Consider the following 16,241-nt stretch of genomic DNA (forward strand, 5'->3'; position numbering starts at 1 on the left):
CGCGGACTTCGCCGCGGGTTTCGGCGCGGTGGTCTTGCGCGCACGCGGCCCTTGAGCCGTCGGAGCGGCCGAGGTCTCGGAACCCGACGTGTCCGCCGCGTCCGTCGAGGCCGTCACGCCCGCCGCCTTCGCGGCCGCACCCGTCGCCCCCGGGGAACCCGCGGCGGGCTTCCGGGCAGCAGCGCCGGTCGCGCCCTTCGCCGGGGCCGCGCCCTTCGCCGGGGTCGTGCTCGCGGACGCGGTGGTGCGCTTGGCGGTGGACGAGCCTCCGCTCGCAGCGCCGGTGCGACCACGCGGAGAACGTGAGGCACCCGCAGCACCGCCCGTCGCACCGCCCGCGGCGGTGTCCGGCGCACCGGTGCTCGGCGAGTCCGCGGTCTGCGGCTCCTCCGGCCGGTCGCCCTCCGACGGTGGCTGTGGCGTGCTCATGCGTCTCCCTCCGCTGCCGTGACTTCCATCGTTCTGCACCCGCGCCGGGTATTCAACCCCGCCCCGGCACGGGTCTGGGGTTCAGTGCTGGACCAGGCGCTCGTACCAGCTCAGCGCCGACTGGTCCGTCAGGCTGGCCACCTGGTCGACCACGACGCGCTTGCGCTCCTCGTCCGACTCCGCGAGCCGCCAGTCCTCGGCGAAGCCGGGGTCGAGCTGCTCGGGGCCGCGCGCGTACAGCAGGTCGGCCAGGGTCTTCAGGATCTCCCGCTGCTGAGCGTAGATCGGCTGCCGCGTGTTGCGCGACATCACGAATGTGGCGACGATCCCCTTCAGCACGGCGATCTCGGCGCGGATGGCGTCGGGGACCACCACGTCGGCGCCGAACCGGATGAGGTCGCCTCCGCCGGCCGTCTCCTTCGTGGCGTGCACCGCCGCGTGGGCGAACCGCCCGATCAGCTGGCTGGTCAGGTTCTTGAGGTGGGCCTGCGCCCTCCGGCTGCCGTCCCAGCCGTCGAGCCAGATGTCGAGGCTGTCGAGCCGGTCGAACGCGGCCACGAGGTCGTCGTGGCCGACCTCGCCGCCGACCCAGTCGTGCATGGAGCGGACGAGGTCGTCGTGGTCGACCCGGCTGCCGAGGGCGGCGACGTCGATATAGCCGTTGACGATGGCGTCCTCGAAGTCGTGCACCGAGTAGGCGATGTCGTCGGAGAGATCCATCACCTGCGCCTCGATGCAGCGCTGCCGGTCGGGGGCGCCCGCGCGCATCCACTCGAATACCGCGTGGTCGTCGTCGTAGAAGCCGAACTTGGCGCGACCGCTCGGGTCGGCCACCGAGGAGGTCGCCGGCCACGGGTACTTGCAGCTGGCGTCGAGGCTCGCGCGGGTCAGGTTGAGCCCGTACGGCCTCCCGTCGCGCCCGAACACCTTCGGCTCCAGCCGGCTGAGCAGTCGCAGCGTCTGCGCGTTGCCCTCGAAGCCGCCGATGTCGTCCGCCCAGGCGTTGAGCGCGCGCTCGCCGTTGTGGCCGAACGGCGGATGGCCGATGTCGTGGGCGAGGCACGCCGTGTCGACGATGTCGGGGTCGAGCCCGAGCGCGTTCGCCAGCTCACGGCCGACCTGCGCGACCTCGAGCGAGTGGGTGAGCCGGTTGCGCGCGAAGTCGAGCCCGGCGGTCGGGCTCAGCACCTGCGTCTTGGCGGCCAGGCGGCGCAGGGCGCTCGAGTGCAGAAGGCGCGCCCGGTCGCGGGCGAAGTCGCTGCGCCGGTTGGAGTGGTGCTCCGGGTGCCAGCGCTCGCGGTCGTGGTCGGTGTAGCCGGAGTCGGACGCGGTGTCCGCCGGCGTCGTCAGGCTATCCACCACTGTTGTGCACCTCCGCCTCGGCGACCTCGGCGCGGGTGGCGCCGTCGACCTCGCGGCTGGCGAGCCAGCCGTCCGGGAGGGCGGGACGCTTGGGCGAGCCGGCGCGGCCGCGCTGCCCCTCCGCGGCCTCGCCCGGGTACTCCTGATCCCAGTCGAGCGTCGCGAGGAGGTCGTCGAGGTGCGCCAGCGTGTCGACGGTGGCGAGGCTCGCCCGCAGGTCGCCGCCCACCGGGTAGCCCTTGAAGTACCAGGCGACGTGCTTGCGGATGTCGCGGCAACCGCGCTCCTCGCTGTCGAAGAACTCGGCCAGCAGCTCGGCGTGCCGGCGGAAGGTCGCCGCCACCTGACCGAGCGTCGGCCGGGCCTGAGCGGCTGCCGCCTCCTCGGCGGTGATCTCTCCCGCGCGGGCGCGGAACGCCGCGGCCAGGTCGCCGAAGAGCCACGGCCGGCCGAGGCAGCCCCGGCCGACGACGACGCCGTCGCACCCGGTCTGCTCCACCATCCGGATGGCGTCGTCGGCCGACCAGATGTCGCCGTTGCCGAGCACCGGGGTGCCCGTGATCGTCTCTTTGAGCGTCGCGATCGCCGACCAGTCCGCGTGGCCGGAGTAGAACTCGGCCGCCGTGCGGGCGTGCAGCGCGATCGACGCGACGCCGGCTCCTTCTGCGGCCTTCGCCGCCTCGAGGTACGTCAGGTGGTCGCTGTCGATGCCCTTGCGCATCTTGACCGTGAGCGGGATGTCGCCCGCCGCCTTCACCGCCTGCTCGACGATCTCGCGGAACAGCCCGAGCTTCCAGGGCAGCGCCGCTCCCCCGCCCTTGCGCGTGACCTTGGGCACGGGGCAGCCGAAGTTGAGGTCGATGTGGTCGGCGCGGTCCTCGGCGACCAGCATCGTGACCGCCTCGCGGACGGTCGTCGGGTCGACGCCGTACAGCTGGATGGACCGCGGCGTCTCGGACTCGTGGTGCGTGATGAGCCGCAGCGACTCGGGCGTGCGTTCGACGAGGGCGCGGGAGGTGATCATCTCGCTGACGTAGAGGCCGGCCCCGAACTCGCGGCAGAGCCGGCGGAACGCGGTGTTGGTGATCCCGGCCATGGGCGCGAGCACGACGGGCACGTCGAGGGTCAGCGGGCCGATGGCGAGCCGGTCGCCGGCGGTCGTCTGCCCGTCGGCGGCCGATCGGGGCGCGGGGCTTAGGGTGGCTGTGGTAGACATCTGATTCCGATTCTCCCAGAAAGCGTGCTGAAGCATGGCCGAGAGCCCCGAATCCGTGTACAACCCGACCGCCGCGACCCCGGTGGAGAATGCCGGGACAGCCGAATCCGCCGCCGACGGCCGCTCCCGCGTGCTGGCCGACGCCGCGGCCCGCGGCGTCGCGATCGAGATCGTGGAGCGCCCCGCCGCGCGCAGTCTGGAGGAGGCGGCGAGCCTCCTCGGCCTCCAGCCCTCCGACATCGTCAAGACGCTGGTCGTGAAGCGCAGCGACGACACGTTCGTCTTCGCGCTCGTGCCCGGCGGACGCAAGATCTCGTGGCCGAAGCTGCGCGGCTTCCTCGGCGTGAACAAGCTGCAGCTGCCCGACGCGTCGGTCGCCCTGGCGGCGACCGGCTACGAGCGCGGGACGATCACGCCGTTCGGCAGCACCACCGCGTGGCCGGTCGTCGCGGACGCGACCATCCCCGGCCGCCGCGTGTCGATGGGCGCGGGCGCTCACGGCTACTCCCTCTTCGTGGAGGCGGACGACCTGATCGCCGCGTACGACGCGACGGTCGCCGACATCACCGACCCCGAGTGATCCGTTTGGCGCAACACGCCGCCTGACGCCCCCGCGAGACGGCGTGTTGCGCCATCTCGTTACCCTGGCTGTGGAGAACTTCCGCGGCGTCGCGCCGGGCGTGCCAGGGTGGCGCGCATGCAACCGGCACCCCTTCCGCCCGTCCTCAGCAGCACCCCCTTCAGCACCGCGGAGGCGCGCGCCGCCGGCGTGCGCCCGCAGCGGCTCCGGCGCACCGACCTCGTACGACCGCACCACGGCGTCCGGGTCGCTGCGGAGGCGCGGGCCGCCGACCTGGACGCCCGCTGCCGCGAGCTCCTCCCGGTGCTGCCGGACGGAGGCTGCTTCAGCCACACCACGGCGGTACGGCTGCACGGGGTGAGCGTTGCCTCGCGGCTGATCGACCAGCTCCTCCACGTCGCGGTCCCGCCTCCGCATCGTGCGCCGCGACGACGGGGAGTGGTCGGCCACCAGTGCGCGGTGACCGTGGAGGAGGTCCGCGGGCTGCCCGTCGCCGCCCCGGTGGAGGCATGGTGCCAGCTCGCCGCGCTCGCGACGGAGGACGAACTGGTCCTGACCGGAGACGCCCTGCTGCGGCGGCATCAGCCGCTCGCGCGGCACCAGGACCTCACGAGCGCCGTCGAGGCGGCGGCCGGCCGGCCGGGTGTCCGCCGGCTTCGGGCGGCCCTTCCGCTCGTGCGGGCCCGCACCGACTCGCCGATGGAGACCGTGCTGCGGCTCGCGATCGTGCGGGCCGGGCTGCCCGAGCCCGTCGTCAACTACGCCATCGACGTCGGCGATCGGCTGCTCCACGCCGACCTCGCCTATCCCGCACACCGGGTCACGGTGGAGTACGACGGCGACCAGCATCGGACCGATCCCCGGCAGTACGAACGCGACATCGATCGCCTGTGGCGGATCGAGGCCAGGGGCTGGCGGGTGGTCCGCCTGAACAGGACGCACCTGGCCGGAGGCGCCGGTCAAGCGGTGGCGCGGGTGCGGGCCGCGCTCGCATCGAGTTGACGCGACACGCCGCCTGGCCAGGCGGCGAGACGGCGTGTTGCGACAAACGGATCGAAAATCGCGGTCTCGCCCTGCAGCGAGACGGCGTGTTGTGCCAAGTGGATCAGGAGGTGGTCGTGGGGATCACGCAGGTGTCGCCGTCGCAGACGGCGGCGGTGGTGTCGCCGAGCGGGAGGAGGGTCAGCGACGGTGCAGGGGTCGCGGCGGCGGCAGCGGGCGCCGCCGCGGTGTCCGCACCGTCCAGCACGCCCGCCCCGACAGCCCGCGCCCCGGCGCCGCTCACGCGGTCACCGCCTGGCGCTCGGCCCAGACCTGCTCCAGCACCTGGGCGAACGTCTGCGCCTCCTGCGCTCCGGAGACGCCGTACTTGCCGTCGATCACGAAGAAGGGGACGCCGTTGATGCCGAACTCGGCGGCGGTGCGCTGGTCGGCGCGGACGTCATCGAGGTACTGCGACGACTCGAGCGCCGCGAGCGCGTCCGCGCGGTCCAGCCCGACCTCGGCCGCGAGGTCGGCGAGGTCTTCGGCGCGGCCGACGTGGCGGCCCTCCTCGAAGTAAGCGGCGAAGAGGCGCTCTGCCAGCTCCAGCTGCTTGCCGTGCGCCTTCGCGAAGTGGAGCAGCTCGTGGGCCTTCACGGTGTTGGTGTGCTTGAGGTTGTCGTAGTCGTAGTTCAGCCCGAGGGTGGAGGCGATGCCGGTCACGCGCTCCAGCATCTGGCCGACCTGCTCGGCCGGGATGCCCTTGTGGCCGGCGAGGAAGTCGACCTCGCTGCCGTCGAAGTCCACCGGGGTGTCGGGCGAGAGCTCGAAGGAGTGGTACTCGACCTCGACCGCCCGCCCCTCGCCGGCTCCGGCGAAGAGGCCGCTGCCGCCTTCGAAGCGGCGCTTCCCGATGAAGCACCAGGGGCACGCGATGTCGGACCAGACGTCGATCTTGATGGGTTCGCTCACGATGAGGGCAACACCTTGCAGCCCTGCAGTTATTCCGCGGCGGCGGTGGGCGTATCCACTGCGCCGCCGAACCGCCGGTTGCGGCCCGCGTAGGTCTCGACCGCCTCCCACAGATCGGTGCGGCTGAAGTCGGGCCACAGCGTGTCGAGGAACACCATCTCGGCGTAGGCGCTCTGCCAGAGCAGGAAGTTGCTGGTGCGCTGCTCCCCCGAGCTGCGGACGAACAGGTCGACATCCGGCATGTCAGGGAGGTAGAGGTGGCGCTGGATGAGCTTCTCGCTCACCGCGGACGGCTTGATGCGCCCGGCGACGACCTCCTCGGCGATTCCGCGGACCGCATCGGCGAGCTCTGTGCGGCCGCCGTAGTTGACGCACATGGTGAGGGTCAGGACGTCGTTGCCGGCCGTGAGGCGCTCGGCGAACTGCAGCTCCTTGATGACCGACGACCAGAGCCGCGGCCGGCGGCCGGCCCAGCGCACGCGCACGCCCCACTCGTTGAGCTGGTCGCGGCGGCGGTGCAGCACGTCGCGGTTGAACCCCATGAGGAAGCGCACCTCGTCGGGCGACCGCTTCCAGTTCTCGGTCGAGAACGCGTACACGCTGAGGTGCTTCACCCCGACCTGGATGGCGCCGGCCACGACATCGAGCAGCGCGGCCTCCCCCGCCCGGTGCCCCTCGATGCGCGTCAGCCCGCGCCGGTTGGCCCAGCGGCCGTTGCCGTCCATGACGATGGCGACGTGCTCGGGGACCGCGGAGCGCGGGATCTCGGGCGGGTACAGCCCGGTCCAGTCGAGCGGGCGGTACTCGACCGCGTCCTTGTGCGTGTACGGCTTGGGGCTCATGCCTCTCCCTCTCCGCCGGCGGTCGGGCGGTTCTGCGAGCGGGTGGTCGCCGCGCGGTCGGTCGCCGCGCCAGCGGCCGGACCGCGGTCGGCCGGCTCGCGGTCGTGCTGCACGTGCTGCAGGGAGCGCAGCCCGCGGTCGAGGTGCCACTGCGTATACGCCGCGACGACGCCGTTGGCCTTCGAGCGGGTGCCGTCGTCCGCAGCCTCCGCCGCCTCCCAGTCGCCGGTCAGCAGCGCGCCGAGCAGGCCGATGGTGGCGGCGTCGAGGTGCGGGGCGCCGGGAGGCGCGCAGTCGGCGCACACGACGCCGCCGAGCTGCACCACGAGCCGGTCGTGCGGTCCGGGAGTGCCGCAGCGGGCGCAGTCCTGGAAGCTCGGCGCCCAGCCCGCCAGCGACAGCGCGCGCAGCAGGTACGAGTCGAGTGTCAGCCCCGGGCCGTGCTCCCGGCGCGACAGCGACCGCAGCGCCCCGACCAGCAGGAGGTACTGCTGCAGCGACGCCTCGGCGTCCGTCAGCCGGTCGGCCGTCTCCACCATCGCGTTCGCGGCGGTGTAGCTGGCGTAGTCGTCGGCGATCAGCGCGCCGTAGGACCCCAGCGACTCCACCTGGGTCACGACGTCGAGCGAACGGCCCTCGTACAGCTGCACGTCGGCGACCATGAACGGCTCGAGCCGGGCGCCGAACTTGGAGGAGGTGCGCCGCACGCCCTTCGCGACCGCCCGGATCTTGCCGTGCTGGCGGCTGAGCATGGTGACGATGCGGTCGGCTTCGCCCAGCTTGTGGGTACGCAGCACGACGGCTTCATCACGGTAGACAGGCACCCCTCCAGTATCCCGCGTGATACAAGGGACTGGTGACGACCGCCGCCTTCTCGATCCCGCTCTGGGGCGACCTGCTGGCGGTCGGCGTCGGCAGCCTCCAGGGCGCCCTGTTCGCCTCCGGCTTCCGCGACCGGCGGCTCGACCTGCTCGGCATAGCGATCATCGGCGTGGCGACGGGCGTCGGCGGCGGCCTCCTGCGCGCCCTGCTGCTCAACGTGACGCCGGTCGCGCTGCAGTCGAACTGGTACCTGCCGGCCACCGTCGTCGCCGCCCTGCTCGGCATGCTGCTCGGGAGGGTGTTCCGGAGGCTCGACCCGCTCATCACGTTCCTCGACGCGCTGACCATCGGGCTGTTCGGCGCGATCGGCGCGAGCAAGGCGCTGGCGCTCGGGCTTCCGGAGGTCCCCGCGGTGTTCGTCGGCGTGGTCGCGGCGGTGGGCGGCGGCGTCCTGCGCGACGTGCTGCTCAACCTCCCGATCGCCGTGATGCACGTGGGGTCGCTGTACGCCGTCGCCGCCGCGGCCGGCACCGTCGTGCTGGTCGTGCTGCTCTCCGTCGGCGTTCCGCTCACCATCGCCGTGACGGTGTGCGTCGTCGCGACGCTCGTGATCCGGCTGCTCGCCGTTCGGTTCGGCTGGAGCCTGCCCGAGCAGCGCGAGCTGGGCCGGCTGCCCCGGCCGCGCTTCCCGCGGTTCGGCCGGCGGCCCACGCAGCAGCGCACCGCGGAGCGGACCGAGACCGGGGCGATCCCGCAGTACCGCATCGACAAGCCCGAGTGACGCGCTGAGAACGGAGGAGCGTCCTCGATGACACGCCGGCAGCAGCAGGAAACGGAGGTGCTTCCGGCCGACAAGGCCGGAAGCACCTCCGTCTTCGTTGCGCGGGTGCGGCGGGTCAGGCGGTGACGAGCTCCGGCTCGGCCGACGAGCCGGCGGTCGAGCGGATCGCCCGGTTCACGGCCGAGACGACGGCCTTGAAGGAGGCGGTGGTCGTGTCCGCGTCGATGCCGACGCCCCAGCGGCGCACGCCGTCGACATCCACCTCGATGTAGGCCGCGGCCAGCGCCGACTCGCTCGCCGACAGCGTGTGCTGCGAGTAGTCGTAGAGGTGCGCCTGCACGCCGCGGGCGTTCAGGATGTCGAAGAACGCGTCGATCGGGCCGTTGCCCTCGCCGTTGGCCTTCGTCACGGTGTCGCCGTCGCGCAGCGTGACGCTGAGGCTCACGTGGTCGCCCGACTCGTTCGTCGTGCTCGTACTGCCCAGCTCGAACCGGCCCCACTTGGCGTCCGGGTCGGTGGCCGGCGCCGGCAGGTACTCGTCCTGGAAGATCGCCCAGATCTGCTCGCTCGTGACCTCGCCGCCCTCGGCGTCGGTCTTGGCCTGCACGACGCCCGAGAACTCGATCTGCAGCTTGCGGGGCAGGTCGAGCGCGTGGTCCGCCTTCAGCAGGTAGGCGACGCCGCCCTTGCCGGACTGCGAGTTGACGCGGATGACCGCCTCGTAGCTGCGGCCCAGGTCCTTCGGGTCGACCGGCAGGTATGGCACCGCCCAGACCAGGTCGTCCACGGTCACGCCGCGACGCTCCGCCTCGGCGGCCATCGCCTCGAAGCCCTTCTTGATCGCGTCCTGGTGCGAGCCGCTGAAGGCGGTGAAGACCAGGTCGCCGCCCCACGGGCTGCGCTCGCCGACCGGCAGCTGGTTGCAGTGCTCGACCGTGCGCTTGATCTGGTCGATATCGCTGAAGTCGATCTGCGGGTCGATCCCCTGCGTGAAGAGGTTGACGCCGAGGGTGACCAGGTCGACGTTGCCGGTGCGCTCCCCGTTGCCGAACAGGCAGCCCTCGATGCGGTCCGCGCCGGCCATGTACCCCAGCTCGGCGGCGGCGACGGCGGTCCCGCGGTCGTTGTGCGGGTGGAGGGACAGGATGACATTCTCGCGGTGGTTCAGGTGCCGCGACATCCACTCGATCGAGTCGGCGTAGATGTTAGGCGTCGCCATCTCGACGGTGGCGGGGAGGTTGATGATCACCTTGCGCTCGGGCGTCGGCTCGAAGACCTCCAGCACCTGGTTGCAGATGTCGGCGGCGAACTCCAGCTCGGTGCCGGTGTAGCTCTCGGGCGAGTACTCGTAGTAGATCTCGGTGCCGGGGACCAGCGACTCGTACTGCTTGCACAGCCGCGCGCCGCTCAGGGCGATGTCGATGATGCCCTGCTGGTCGGTCCGGAAGACGACCTCGCGCTGCAGGATGCTGGTCGAGTTGTACAGGTGCACGATCGCGCGCTTGGCGCCGACCAGCGACTCGTAGGTGCGCTTGATGAGGTGCTCCCGGGACTGCGTCAGCACCTGGATGGTGACGTCGTCCGGGATGGCGTCCTCCTCGATGAGGCTGCGGACGAAGTCGAAATCGGTCTGGCTCGCGCTCGGGAAGCCGACCTCGACCTCCTTGTAGCCCATCCGGACCAGCAGGTCGAACATGATGCGCTTGCGCTCGGGGCTCATCGGGTCGATGAGGGCCTGGTTGCCGTCACGCAGGTCGACCGCGCACCAGCGCGGCGCCTCGGTGATGCGCTTCGACGGCCACGTCCGGTCCGGCAGGTCGACGCGGATCTGCTCGTGGAACGGACGGTACTTGTGGATCGGCATGGCGCTCGGCGCCTGGGTGTTCTTCATGGTCTGCTTCCTGGTCGCGGTGTGGTGTGGAGAGCCGACGACGAACTCCGCGACGAGTGAGGCCCGGAACTAGGACTCGTCGCGGCAGCTAAGGAGGAGCAGACCGTACACAGAGTCGAGGGTACCACGGCGCCCCGCTCAGGCTCCACGGGCCGCCGGGGCGGGCCCGGACGCCCGCGCGCCCGGGGCCGGCCTGACCAGCCGTGCTGCCTGCCGCATCGACAGGCCGGGCAGGTATGCCCGGGCGAGCGCGGCGCCGATCTCGGGGAGCGCGAGCGGATCCGGGTAGGCCATCAGCAGCGGGTGCAGCTCGGGCTGGAACTTCTGCTTGAACGCGAACAGGGAGCGGAAGCCGTACACGGGCTCGAGCGACGAGCTCAGGTGCGCGAGGAGGCGGTCCATCGCCCCGGCGTCGTCGGCGGCCGCGCCGGCCGTGTGCGCCAGCGGCGCGGCCGAGAGGCTGAGGAACTCGGCGCCCTCCGTCTTCATCCTGGTGGCCGCCTCGGCGATGAGGAACTCCATCACGCCGTTGATGCTGTCCGGCCGGCGGCGCATGAAGTCGAGCGTCCAGCCGACCACGACGCCGTCGCGCCAGGCGGGCAGCCAGCTGGTGACCGCCTCCACCCGGCCGTCCTCTCCGATCGCGATCATGAGCCGCACGTCGGGGTCGCGGAGCTCGTCGAGACCGCCGAGGGTGAACCCCATCTCCGGCAGCTCCTTGTCGGCGACCCACTGCTCGGAGATGTCGGTGATCTGCACGGCGACGGCCAGCGGGAGGGCGGCGTAGGCGGTCCACTCGGCGCGGATGCCGGCCCGCTGGGCGCGGTTGATCGAGCTGCGGACGTCCTGCCACTTCTTGCCCGTCGTCGCCCACCGCTGCGGCCGGATCACTGTCTCCTCCGCCACGGTCATGGTCGACCAGCCCATCCGGTCGAAGGCCGGGAGGAGGTCGTCCTCGACGCTGTAGAAGACGGGGACCCACCCGTTGTCGTCGCAGAACCGCGCGAAGCGCTCGACGACGCCGTCGTGCGGCGGCGGGGCGCCGAACGGGCCGCCGGTGGTCAGAGCGACGCGGCCGACGACGCGGTAGGCGACCGCGCCCTCCCCCGCCGGGTCGAACCAGTGGCTGCTGCCGGGCCAGGTCGCCATGAAGGCGAGAGCGTCCCCGCCGCCGCGGCGCAGCAGCCGGCGGACGCGACCCCCGTCCGCCGCGCCGCGCTGCCAGGGCGAGTGGCCGAGCACCGGCGGGAGCGCGGCCAGGATCGCGACGAGCCAGAACACGGTACCGAGGTTGTGGTAGACGACGGCGGCGAGCGGCGTGGTCGGGAGGTACTGCACCGGCTCGTGCCGCAGGAAGGCCACCGGCACGAACCGCTCCAGCACATCGCCGAGGAGGTCGGAGAGGTCGACCGGCCGGGTGAAGCCGGTATCGCGCTGCGCCCAGCCGACGAGCACGTACAGCAGGACGAGAGCGACGCCGGTCGCGGTCACGATCGCGAGGTACCGGCGCACCGACCTGGCCGACGGCAGGACCGGGAAGTGCCGCCGCAGCACGACGAGCGCGACCGCGATCGCCAGCGGCACCGCGACCGCGAGCGCGAGGCTCAGCGTGACCTCCCAGTACCGCCCCGGCGCCACGAAGCGCTGCCCGGCGAGCGGCAGCACGCCGTAGTACAGGGCGGCGAGCAGGCCGAGCAGCCCGTTGACGGCGGCGGCCAGCCACACGGCGAACCGGCGGCCGCGCAGCAGTCCTGCGGCGGCCACGAGCAGGATGAGCAGCGGGAGCAGCGAGAGGAGGACCGGCCCGGGGCCGTCCATCCTCGTCAGCGTCAGGGCGTGCACGCACTCCCGCGTGACGGCGAACGCCTGGCAGCGTTCGAGCACGCTGCCGCGATCGGGCATGGCGTCAGTGAACAGCAGCCCGACCGGCGAGAGCAGCCCGTAGCGGGAGGGCGACAGCAGCCCGATGACCGGGCCGAGGGCGGTGATGGTCACCGCGGAGGCGAGCAGCACCCGCACCTCATGATGGGAGCTGCGCTGCCAGCCGTGCAGCCGCTCCCCCGGCCGCAGCAGCACGCCGAGACCGAGCCCGGCGAGCACCGCCAGCATCCGGTAGAGGTCGGCAGGCAGCCCCGAGTACAGCAGGTACACCGCGGCGATCAACAGCGTGATGAGGCGGATGCGGCGACGCCAGAGCACGCCCGCGAAGGCGCTGGCCGCCATGGTCGTGCCCGCGAGTCCGCTGAAGACGTCGAGGACGACCAGTTCGCGCACCCCGCGGGACCACAGCTGCTCCGCCCCGCTGCCGAGCGCCTGCAGCAGTGCGCCGGCGAGCACGCCGGCCACCGGCGTGACCACGAAGGCGACGGCCGTGCGCCAGGGGCCCATCAGCCGCTCGGCCCAGCCGACCAGCAGGGCCGCGGCGATCAGCGCGACGATGAGCTCGCCGAGGTCGTTCGTGAACAGGACCGCGGTCAGCGGGGACCACCAGTGGCCGTCGGTCAGCTGTGCGAGGCCGGTGCCGAGCCAGAGGCGCAGAGGGCGGTGCGGGCCGTGCAGCGGCCCGGTGACGAGGGCGAGCAGGAGGAGGAGCACGACGAGTCCGGCGGTCACGGGATGCCGCCGGACGAGTCCCCAGGGTCGGGCCGTCCACCCGACGGCGGTGACCGCGGTCACGATCCGAGCCCCAGGTGCGCCGCGATCGCCGGGAACCCCTCGCGAAGCGTGTACCGGACGGTGTTCCAGTCGTGCGCGCTGCCCGGTGAGACCAGCAGCGCGGTCCGGATGCCCGCCTTCTGCGCATCCGCGTGCAGCACCCGGGCGTAGCCGAGATACCGCTGATCGTTCTGGCCGACGCCGAACACGATGAGCGTGTCGCGGTAGGGCGCGTGCGCCGCCATCATCGCCGTGGGCTGCGCCGCCTCGTATGCGGCGCGGGAGCCGCCGAACGCGCTGTCGACCGTCGTGCGCTCGTCGCCGAGGGTCGGGCCGAGTTCGCTGGAGGAGGCCAGCGCCGACCCGAACAGCTCCGGGTGACCGGTGGCGAACTGCACAGCACAGGTCGCGCCCTGCGAGTAGCCGACGATGCCCCAGCCCGCCGGATCGGAGCTCACGCGCAGGTGCGCGGTGATCCACTCCCTGACATCCGTGAGCAGGTACGTCGCTGCGTCGCCACCCGACCGAGAATCCACGCACATAGGGTTGCGGCCGGGACCGCCCAGCTGGTCGGCGGCGACGACAATCGGCGCGTAGCCGAGGTGGTCGGCGGCGAAGGCATTCATCGTCTGGGCGACGCGGCCCGCGGTGAACATGTCGGCCGGGGCGCCGGGCTGGCCGGAGAACGCGTACAGCACCGGCAGAGCAGGCGGGTGCTCCGTCAGGGCGACGGGCGGGAGGTAGACGACGGCCTCCCGCGCCGGGAAGTGCGACCGGGTGCCGGGGATGCGGACCGTGCCGACCTCCCCCGCCGCGGGCACGGCGCCGGACGCCTCGGGTGCGGTGGACCGCCAGTCGGTGGACCGCCAGTCGGTGCCGGCGACGACCTCCCCGTGCTCGTGGTGCAGGTCGAGTCCGCGATACGGGACGACGCCGAGCGCGTCGTCGAGGTTCCGGTAGGCGCCGAAGTCGACGTTGACGCCCGCGAACGCCGCCACCAGGAACAGCGGGATGCCGGCCACGGCGACCGCTTTGCGCCACCACCGCGACCCGGCCAGGTTGGCGACCGCGAGCGCCACCCCGGCGACGCCCGCCGCGACCCACGCCGTGGTGACGGGCGTGAGCCCCACCCCGAAGACGTCGAACGCGTCGTCGAGCAGCCACACCAGGAACCAGCCGAGCAGCGCGCCGCCGACGGCCGCGGCCACGCCGGCCAACAGCCGCCTCATCCCCCGCCGCGCGAGCAGGTAGAGGGCGACCGCGGCGGCGAGGCCGTAGACGACGGCCAGGAATCCCGGCGCGTCGATCCGCAGCGTCATGAGCGAGTGCAGGGTGGTCCTCCGGTCGATGCGACGCCCGCCGCGGACGAGGGCCGCGGGTGAGGGCGCTTCACGATAGCTCGCACAGCCGACGGACAGGCCGGACCTCAGCATCCTCCAGCCGACTCGCAGCCGGTCCACGGGATGCGGGCCCGATCGGGCCCGTCGGCTGAGCGAGCGTTCAGTCGACGGCCAGCGCCGCCACGGGCGCGACGCGCGTGGCGCGGCGCGTCGGAGCGATCGAGGCGCACACCGCCAGCGCGGCCGTCGCGACGACGACCACGACGAGGAACGGGAGGGGCACGACCGGCGGCAGCAGTCCGCCGCCCGGGATGCTGCCAAGCAGCGACTCGGCTCCGATCCAGCCGTAGGCGGTGCCGAGCACGAGCCCGGTCACCACCGAGGCGACGGTCAGCTGCGCGGACTCGGCGAGCACCATCCGCTTCACCTGCGTCGCGGTGAAGCCGAGCGCCCGCAGCAGGCCGAGCTCCCGCGCGCGCTGGAGCACGCTGAGCGAGAGGCTGTTCACGACGCCGACCGCGGCGATCACGGCCGAGAAGCCGACGAGCACGGTGAAGACGATCATCGCCACGGTCACGACCTCCTCCGCGCCGGCGTACATCCCCGGCTCTGCGGCGGCGGCCGTGCGGATGACCCGCAGCCAGGTCTCCGAGGCGACGACGAACATCGTGATCAGGGTCACGCCGATCACGAGCCCGATGGCGGTGCGCGAGCTGCGCTCCGGGTTGCGGGCCGCGTTGGCGGCGGCGAGCCTCCCGGCCGCTCCGCGCCCGAGCAGCAGGCCCGTCGCGCGGAGGATCGGGGGCAGGAAGAACGGACCGGCGAGCACGATCCCGGTGAACGAGAGCACGCCGCCGACGAGCGCGACCAGCACCGCCAGGAAGCCCAGGATGATGAGGAGGTCGATCTTCGACTGGGCGAACACCCCGAGCCCGAGCAGCAGGCCGAAGACCAGGAGCGCGATGCCGGGCACCAGCAGCAGCAGCGACGCGGCCAGGCGGCCCGGCCGGCGGACGGCTCGCGCGGGCGGCTCCTGCGCGGCGCCCAGCGCCTCCAGCGGGGTGACCGTGAGCACGCGGCGTCCACCGGCCCAGGACGCGAGCCACGTGGTCGCGATCACGACGACGACCGGGACCAGCAGGGAGGGCGTGAGCACCGGGTACGGGACGTCCGGCAGCACGCCGCCCAGGGTGAACAGCCGCACGGCCAGGAGCGAGAGCGCCGCGGCTGCGGCTCCCCCGCCCACGGCGCCGAGCGCGCCCGCGACGAAGCCCTCGCCGGCGACAGCGCGCCGCTGCGCGCGGGCGGTCGAGCCGAGCAGGCGCAGCAGCGCGATCGTACGCACCCGGCCCGCGATGATGGTGGCGACCGTGTTGGTGGTCACGACCGCTCCGACGTAGGCCGCGATCACGAAGAACACGCCGGCGACGAGGAGGAGGGCGAGCTGCACGGAGCCGTGATCGCCCAGCTGCGTCGCGCCGATGTAGGCGCCGAGCACGTTGGTGCAGGCGAGCAGCGCGACGCCGAACGCGGCGCTCAGCGCGGCGACGAGGATCGTCGCCCGGTGGTCCCTGGCGTTGGCGCGGAAGGCCCGGATCACGCGCGCGCCTCCATCCCGAGCATGTAGGCGGAGATCTCCTCGGCGCTGGAGCGCTCGCGCTCGGCGACGATACGGCCGTCGGCGAGGAACACGATCCCGTCGGCGTAGCTCGCGGCCACGGGGTCGTGGGTGACCATCGCGATGCTCTGGCCGAACTCGTTCGCGGCCTGACGCAGCACGGCCAGGACCTCGCGTCCGGTCCGCGAGTCGAGGTTGCCGGTCGGCTCGTCCGCGAAGACGAGATCGGGCCGGGTGGCCAGCGCGCGGACGATCGCGACGCGCTGCTGCTGACCGCCGGAGAGCTCGTGCGGGCGGTGGGTCAGCCGGTCGCCGAGCCCGAGGATGCCGACGAGGTGGTCCATCCACTCGTCCTCCTCCAGCGTCGGGCGGCGGCCGTCGAGCTCGAACGGGAGGCGGAGGTTGGCGGCGACGTCGAGCGTCGGGACGAGGTTGAACGACTGGAAGACGAAGCCGACGCGGCGGCGGCGCAGCAGCGTGAGCTCGGTATCTCCGAGGCCGGTGATCTCGGTGTCGCCGAGGAACACGCGCCCGCTGGTGACGCCGTCGAGGCCGGCCATGACGTGCATCAGCGTCGACTTGCCGGAGCCGCTCGGCCCCATGATCGCGGTGAAGCGTCCGGCGGGGATGCCGAGGGTCACGCCGGCGAGGGCGTGGACGCGGCCCGCGCCGCTGCCGTAGGTCCTGGTCGCGTCCTCGACGCGCGCGACGTGCCGCGTCGGCTGTGTGGTGGTCTGCATGCCTTCAACGCT

At 72.7% G+C, this 16,241-nt stretch carries 14 protein-coding genes and 1 pseudogene; 3 read left to right on the forward strand and 12 right to left on the reverse strand.

Going from position 1 to position 16,241, the window contains the following annotated elements:
* The 3 genes and pseudogenes from ACR9ZG_RS05165 to dusB form a co-directional block, all read right to left on the reverse strand.
* Positions 1-429 (reverse strand): annotated as a pseudogene (locus tag ACR9ZG_RS05165) (hypothetical protein); the annotation flags it as partial.
* A gap of 81 nt (positions 430-510) precedes the next feature.
* Positions 511-1,791 (reverse strand): deoxyguanosinetriphosphate triphosphohydrolase, encoded by a 1,281-nt coding sequence (locus ACR9ZG_RS05170; RefSeq protein WP_481283753.1) that lies wholly within the window; start codon positions 1,789-1,791, stop codon positions 511-513.
* Positions 1,781-3,007 (reverse strand): tRNA dihydrouridine synthase DusB, encoded by a 1,227-nt coding sequence (gene dusB / locus ACR9ZG_RS05175; RefSeq protein ID WP_481283754.1) that lies wholly within the window; start codon positions 3,005-3,007, stop codon positions 1,781-1,783. Before dusB ends, ACR9ZG_RS05170 begins: the two co-directional genes overlap by 11 nt.
* A gap of 34 nt (positions 3,008-3,041) precedes the next feature.
* On the opposite strand from dusB, the gene ACR9ZG_RS05180 reads away from it, so the two are divergent.
* The gene (locus tag ACR9ZG_RS05180; RefSeq protein ID WP_481283755.1) at positions 3,042-3,587 is read left to right on the forward strand and encodes an aminoacyl-tRNA deacylase; all 546 of its coding nucleotides are present in this window, start codon (positions 3,042-3,044) and stop codon (positions 3,585-3,587) included.
* A 117-nt stretch (positions 3,588-3,704) separates the two neighbouring features.
* Complete coding sequence (locus tag ACR9ZG_RS05185) at positions 3,705-4,589, forward strand: DUF559 domain-containing protein (RefSeq protein ID WP_481283756.1); 885 nt, start codon at positions 3,705-3,707, stop codon at positions 4,587-4,589.
* A gap of 103 nt (positions 4,590-4,692) precedes the next feature.
* Here the strand turns inward: ACR9ZG_RS05185 and ACR9ZG_RS05190 are convergent, their stop codons facing one another.
* From ACR9ZG_RS05190 to recO, 4 genes are read right to left on the reverse strand one after another with little or no spacing between them, the layout of a single operon-like run.
* A complete protein-coding gene (locus ACR9ZG_RS05190) occupies positions 4,693-4,872 on the reverse strand; it encodes a hypothetical protein (RefSeq protein ID WP_481283757.1) in 180 nt (59 codons plus the stop codon).
* The gene (locus ACR9ZG_RS05195) at positions 4,869-5,540 is read right to left on the reverse strand and encodes a DsbA family oxidoreductase (RefSeq protein ID WP_481283758.1); all 672 of its coding nucleotides are present in this window, start codon (positions 5,538-5,540) and stop codon (positions 4,869-4,871) included. The genes ACR9ZG_RS05190 and ACR9ZG_RS05195 overlap by 4 nt, the downstream gene beginning before the upstream one ends.
* Positions 5,541-5,569: 29 nt before the next feature.
* Entirely contained in the window at positions 5,570-6,382 is an 813-nt protein-coding gene (locus ACR9ZG_RS05200) for an isoprenyl transferase (RefSeq protein ID WP_481283759.1), read from the reverse strand.
* Positions 6,379-7,206 carry a DNA repair protein RecO gene (recO, locus tag ACR9ZG_RS05205; RefSeq protein ID WP_481283760.1) on the reverse strand — a complete coding sequence of 276 codons (828 nt, stop codon included), beginning with the start codon at positions 7,204-7,206 and terminating at the stop codon, positions 6,379-6,381. Before recO ends, ACR9ZG_RS05200 begins: the two co-directional genes overlap by 4 nt.
* Before the next feature lie 32 nt (positions 7,207-7,238).
* Here recO and ACR9ZG_RS05210 point away from each other — a divergent pair, with 32 nt between their 5' ends.
* Positions 7,239-7,985, forward strand: a complete 747-nt coding sequence (locus ACR9ZG_RS05210) for a trimeric intracellular cation channel family protein (RefSeq protein WP_481283761.1) — start codon at positions 7,239-7,241, stop codon at positions 7,983-7,985.
* Between the two features lie 115 nt (positions 7,986-8,100).
* Here ACR9ZG_RS05210 and leuA read toward each other — a convergent pair whose 3' ends face one another.
* From leuA to ACR9ZG_RS05235, 5 genes are all read right to left on the reverse strand, one after another.
* Entirely contained in the window at positions 8,101-9,876 is a 1,776-nt protein-coding gene (gene leuA / locus ACR9ZG_RS05215; RefSeq protein WP_481283762.1) for a 2-isopropylmalate synthase, read from the reverse strand.
* 138 nt (positions 9,877-10,014) lie between these two features.
* Entirely contained in the window at positions 10,015-12,552 is a 2,538-nt protein-coding gene (locus ACR9ZG_RS05220; protein ID WP_481283763.1) for a phosphatidylglycerol lysyltransferase domain-containing protein, read from the reverse strand.
* Positions 12,549-13,850, reverse strand: coding sequence for an alpha/beta hydrolase (locus tag ACR9ZG_RS05225; protein ID WP_481283764.1), 1,302 nt, complete (start codon positions 13,848-13,850; stop codon positions 12,549-12,551). Before ACR9ZG_RS05225 ends, ACR9ZG_RS05220 begins: the two co-directional genes overlap by 4 nt.
* Positions 13,851-14,031: 181 nt before the next feature.
* The gene (locus ACR9ZG_RS05230; protein WP_481283765.1) at positions 14,032-15,471 is read right to left on the reverse strand and encodes an ABC transporter permease; all 1,440 of its coding nucleotides are present in this window, start codon (positions 15,469-15,471) and stop codon (positions 14,032-14,034) included.
* Positions 15,468-16,229 (reverse strand): ABC transporter ATP-binding protein, encoded by a 762-nt coding sequence (locus tag ACR9ZG_RS05235; RefSeq protein ID WP_481283766.1) that lies wholly within the window; start codon positions 16,227-16,229, stop codon positions 15,468-15,470. Before ACR9ZG_RS05235 ends, ACR9ZG_RS05230 begins: the two co-directional genes overlap by 4 nt.
* Between the last annotated feature and the right edge of the window lie 12 nt (positions 16,230-16,241).

The sequence above is a fragment of the Leifsonia sp. KNZ12-8B genome, from assembly GCF_056755495.1.